5 protein-coding genes are annotated in these 4,952 nt (G+C 59.2%); 1 reads left to right on the plus strand and 4 read right to left on the minus strand.

The annotated features are described in order from the left end of the window. On the minus strand, positions 1 to 292 hold a 292-nt coding region (locus VIH17_13170), incomplete at its 3' end, for a transposase (GenBank protein HEY4684182.1). Positions 293 to 545: 253 nt separating this feature from the next. Here VIH17_13170 and VIH17_13175 point away from each other — a divergent pair. Continuing rightward, positions 546 to 1,013, plus strand: a complete 468-nt coding sequence (locus VIH17_13175; GenBank protein HEY4684183.1) for a DUF4440 domain-containing protein — start codon at positions 546 to 548, stop codon at positions 1,011 to 1,013. Positions 1,014 to 1,253: 240 nt separating this feature from the next. Here the strand turns inward: VIH17_13175 and VIH17_13180 are convergent, their stop codons facing one another. From VIH17_13180 to VIH17_13190, 3 genes are all read right to left on the minus strand, one after another. Next, positions 1,254 to 2,249 carry a transketolase family protein gene (locus VIH17_13180; protein ID HEY4684184.1) on the minus strand — a complete coding sequence of 332 codons (996 nt, stop codon included), beginning with the start codon at positions 2,247 to 2,249 and terminating at the stop codon, positions 1,254 to 1,256. Beyond that, on the minus strand, positions 2,246 to 3,088 hold the full coding sequence (locus tag VIH17_13185) for a transketolase (GenBank protein ID HEY4684185.1): 843 nt from the start codon (positions 3,086 to 3,088) through the stop codon (positions 2,246 to 2,248). The genes VIH17_13180 and VIH17_13185 overlap by 4 nt, the downstream gene beginning before the upstream one ends. 171 nt (positions 3,089 to 3,259) lie before the next feature. Then, the coding region (locus tag VIH17_13190) for a M1 family aminopeptidase (GenBank protein HEY4684186.1) at positions 3,260 to 4,952 on the minus strand (1,693 nt) is incomplete at its 5' end.

The raw sequence follows: 4,952 nt of genomic DNA on the forward strand, positions 1-4,952 counted from the left end.
GCTCGGCATCGCGCCGGTCGTTCTTCTGCCGGCGCTTGGCGAACTTGCGGATGGCAGCGGCATCGCCGACCAGGACGTGATGGCCCTGTTCGGCGAGCAAGCGATGAAACCACAGGGCGTAGCCCGACGACTCCAGCCCGACGATGGCCGGAGCGGCGAACTGTGCGTAGAAAGCAGGCACGTCGTCCCGCCCGTGATCGAGAGTGCGCTGGCGGATCACGCCGTCCTCCGTGCTACACCAGCAAACCGTCTGCGTGCGCGCATGAAAATCGACTCCGAGATAAACTGGCATGGGCGCCTCCTTTCGACCCAAGTCGAACAGTCCGGGCAAGCGTACCAACGTTTGCCCGAGGAGGCGCCTGCCTCATAACATCAGAAAAGCGGGAGGCTGATTTCTCACGTCGCTTGACGGAGTCAGGCCTGCCGGTATAGCATCCCGGCGCTTTTGGTGTTCCCAAGTCAACCTAGCTTCTCAGTGAGCCCCGGTGCATGGTCCTCGAGTCAGAGCCGGGACATGCTGGGGTTTCACAACAGGAGGATGAATCATGCGTCGCATTTTCCCCGTGGTTGTGTGCGTTGCGATTCTGGCCTTGGTGGGGGTCGCACAATCAACACCCCCGTCGGTGGCCGATGAAGTGATCGCAGTGACAAAAGCGCAGTGGGCGGCCGAGATGCAGAAGAATACCGCCGAAGCGATGAAGAACGTGGCCGACGATTATACCGAGTTCAACGGAGACTATTCCACGCGGCTGGAAGGCAAGCCAATTGCTTTGCGGCTCGCCGAAGCCAATGCAGGTGGTAGTGGCAATTTAGTGGCGGCGGAGATGGCCAACCCGAAGGTACAAGTGTATGGAGACGTGGCCATCCTCAGCTACAACTTCGCCGGTGTCGGAAAAGACAAAGACGGCAAGGTTGAGCCCGCGCGGGCAAAGTCAACCCGCGTGTACGTGAAACAAGGCGGAAAGTGGATGCTCGTGCACGCCAACTTCGGCACTGACCCACTGCCAAGATAAGCGGGCTGGCAAAGAGATTATTGCCGAAGGCTCGGCTTGGCTTAGCTGTTCCACTCCGGCTGAACGCCAGCACTCACAGCCTAGGAACACCGGGCGCTGAAGATTTCTTCGACCTGTGCCTTGTCCAGATCCATTACGTACTCAATACCGCTGATCTCGGCGGCCTCGCGGGTGAGGGCGGCGATGTCGTCCCGCGTGATGTACTCAAGAGAATCTGCTAGCTGTCGTAGAAGTTTTTTGCTAAAGCGACCGTGGCCGGGGGATCTGCTTTTTCTTGAGGGCGCGCCGGATGGCGGCGACGATGTGAGGGGCGGTGAGGCCGTACTTGTCCATGAGCTCGGCTGGAGTGGCCGATTCGGCGTAGGTGTCGCGAATGCCGACGCGCTCGAGCGGAGTGGGGCAACGCTCCCCTAACAAGGCCGCCACGCGGCTGCCGAAGCCGCCGTCGAGCAGATGCTCTTCGGCGGTGACGATGGTGCCGCACTCCCGGGCAGCAGCCACGACGGCCTCCTCATCGAGCGGCTTGACGGTATGGACGTCAAGCACGCGCACGCGGATGCCCTCGGCCTGGCAAATCTCCGCCGCCTTGACCGCCTCCACCACTTCAAGTCCACAAGCCAGCACCGCCGCGTCACTCCCGTCAGCCAGCTTCTTGGCCACGCCAAACTGAAACTCCTCATCGCTCGAGTAAAGGATGGGCACTTTGGGCCGCCCGGTACGGACATAAACGGGGCCTCTGTGTTCAACGGCACGGCGAACCAGCGCGCGGGTAGCAATCTCATCGGCCGGTACACTCACTATAAACCCCGGCAGGGCGCAGACCAGAGCGATATCCTCAATCCCCTGTTGAGACGGTCCATCCTCGCCGATGGAAATCCCGGAGTGCGTGGCTACCGCCTTCACGTTAAAGCCGGGATAGGCGACCGACATGCGAAACTGATCAAAGCCCTTGCAGATGAGAAAGCAGGCAAAACTGGAGACGAACGGGATCTTTCCGCTGGCGGCCAGGCCGGCGGCAATCCCGACCATATTCGCCTCCGAGATGCCGCAGCTAAAAAAGCGCTCCGGAAACTCCTTGGCAAAAAGATTCGTGTAAGTGGATTTACTCAGGTCCGCGTCGAGGACAACAATATCCTGGTTCTCTTTGCCCAGTTCGGCAAGGGCGCGGCCAAAGGCCTCCCGCGTGGCCATTCCCATCTTGAATTCCAGTTTGGTTTTCACCGTCGAGTCGCTCATAGCGCCGCTGCCTGCGCCTCCAGTTCAGCCAGCGCCCTGGCCGTCTCCTCCGCGTTCGGCGCCACCCCGTGCCACTTCGGAACGTTTTCCATGAAGCTGACTCCCTTGCCTTTCACCGTGTGGGCGACGATCATCTTGGGCTTGCCGTAAATTTCCCTGGCTTCCTTGAGGGCGCGGAGTACCTGCTCCATATCGTGGCCGTCAATCTCGATGATGTGCCAACCAAAGCTGCGCCACTTTTCCGGGACGGGTGCAATTTCCATGATTTCTTTCACCCAGCCGTCGAGCTGAATGCGGTTGTAGTCCAGGATGCAGGTCAGGTTGTCCACCTTGTGAAAATTGCAGAAAAAGGCAGCTTCCCAGACTTGCCCCTCTTGCATCTCGCCGTCGCCAATCATCACAAAGACGTGGCTCGGCAGATGATCCAGCCGGCAGGCAAGCGCCTCGCCAATGGCGATCGAAAGGCCCTGGCCAAGCGAGCCGGTAGAGGCTTCAAGGATGGGAAGGAATCGCTTGTCGGGATGGCCTTGAAACGGGCTGCCGAGCTTGCGCAACGTCAGGAGGAGGTCGCGGGAGACGTAGCCGGACTCCATATAGGCCGAGTAGAGGACCGGGGCGGCGTGGCCCTTGGCCAGGATAAAGCGGTCGCGCTCCCGCCAATCGGGCCGTTCGGGGTCATGGCGCAGCACGTTGAAAAAGAGCGCCGTCACAATGTCGGTGGCTGACAGTGACCCGCCAGGATGCCCGGAGCCGGCAGCACCGAGCATGCGGATGATGTCCTGGCGAATGGCGTTGGCTTTGCGTTTGAGCTCGCGGATGTCCGTAATCGGTTGAAACAATCTTCACCCTGGGCGGCCCGCCGCGGCGGGCCCGATTGCAAACGCTTGCCTCGCAAAAGAAAAAACATTCTCCGGTATGGCACAAGGAAAGTCAAGAAAGCGATCGGGCGACAGCGTGGAGAACCATGTCCCAATGTTCGTTGGCTGGCCCCAAAAGGTGCACCCGAGGCTTCAGTCTCGGGCCAGGACGTCGTAGAAATCGTTGATGGAAATCTTCTCGGGGCGAAATGGAAGTGTCACGTCGAAGGGCGTTTGCTTTCCCACCACTTGGATGAAGCCGAGGCGACCCTTTTTTCCGCTCACTGTCGCGTAAATGCCGAAAGGCATCCGGAAGTTCTCTGGCACCTCGGATTGAACCACACTGCCGGAGAGTTTCCAGCGCCCCGGGCCGGCATCGGTGATTTGATAGGTCAGCTTGTAGCGAGGTATTCCGGTTCCGTAAACCCACTGGTCGAAGAACCAATCCATCTTGCCGTTCCCGGCCATGTTCATGACCGGGGTCATATGTTTCTCCACGATGCCCTGGAAGTCGGCGGTGGATGCCGCCCGGCCATGAAAGCTTTGGGTAAAGTCCTGCATCATCGCTTTGAAACGGGCATCGGGGTCCTGGGCTTGCTGGTCGAACATCATCATCCGCAGCATGTGAAGGACGTAAGCTCCCTTGCCGTAAATCAAATCCTGATAATAGTTGCCGCCTTCAATGGTTTTGGAGGAGAGCACCCGGCGGCCCAACCAGATCGGCCCCATGCTGTCCACCATCTCTCCTGACATGCGCGTCTTGACCGTCAGGTTATCTCGAAGCTGTTGAAGCCGGTTCAGATACTCCTTCACATCGCGCCGATAGAGAACGTAAATCGTTCCCGAATACTCGGCAAAGCCCTCGCTCAGCCACTGATCGTGATAAGTCTTCCAGCCCACCATGTTGCCCCACCACTGATGAGAAGTCTCGTGAGCGCGGAAATGATCGGAAATCCCGACCTGGTCGCGGATGCCGAGCTGATGGCGTTGCGTGGAGTCGAGAAAGGAGAGGGAGGTCAGGTAGAGAAGCGAGGGCCAGCCCTGTCCGTAGCTATACGGGATGTTGGAAACGGCTAACTTGTTGTAGGTATACGGCCCGAAGAACGCCTGCATGAGCTTGAGCGAATTACCTACTTCGGCGGCGACGGTCTTGGAAAGGCGAGCCGGCTGGAGACTTTCGAGGCCGACCGTCCCGGTTCTCTCGGTTCGAGCAAACGTCTCGATCTGCGCTAGAGTGTCATCGGCCGATTTATTGGCATAGACTTCCAGGCTCACCTCGCCGATCTTCTCCGTAGTGACCTTGTAATCGCCGAAGGCAAAGCCCACCTCGGGCATGGCTTCCTCGCTCTTCCATTGTGTCACGAGGTAGTCTCCCTCGACGCTCTCGCCTGTTTTCGTTCCGGTGGCGACGGCGATGTACTTTTTGGGGACGCGAAGCGTGAAATCATAGTTGTACCGGTGAGCGCCCGGGTAGCCGACAGTCGGATACCAACCGTAGCTCTGGCAAAAGAAGTTCCCCGTGCCCACCTTGCGCACTACGCGCTTACCGCCATAGGTGAAGCGGAGATAGCGAAGCGTGTCCGGTTCGAGCGGTTTCGGAAGCACCACGGCGAGATAGGCGCCAAAGAAAGCTTCACCCTCTTTGGGTTCTCGTGGCTGGAAGAAAGCCAGCTTGTTGTCGTCTTCGTCCAGAACCTCCGAAACACGCAACCACGGGACCAGAGAAAAGAGCAAGACGCGCCCGCCCGGCTGCATCGCCTTGAATTGAACGCGGGCTTTGCCTGTGATCACCACGTTCGGCGGGACGGTCACGTCCAGCTTATAGCGGTCCACCCGGATCTCTTCG

The organism is Candidatus Acidiferrales bacterium (genome assembly GCA_036514995.1).
Taxonomy (GTDB): Bacteria; Acidobacteriota; Terriglobia; order Acidiferrales; family DATBWB01; genus DATBWB01.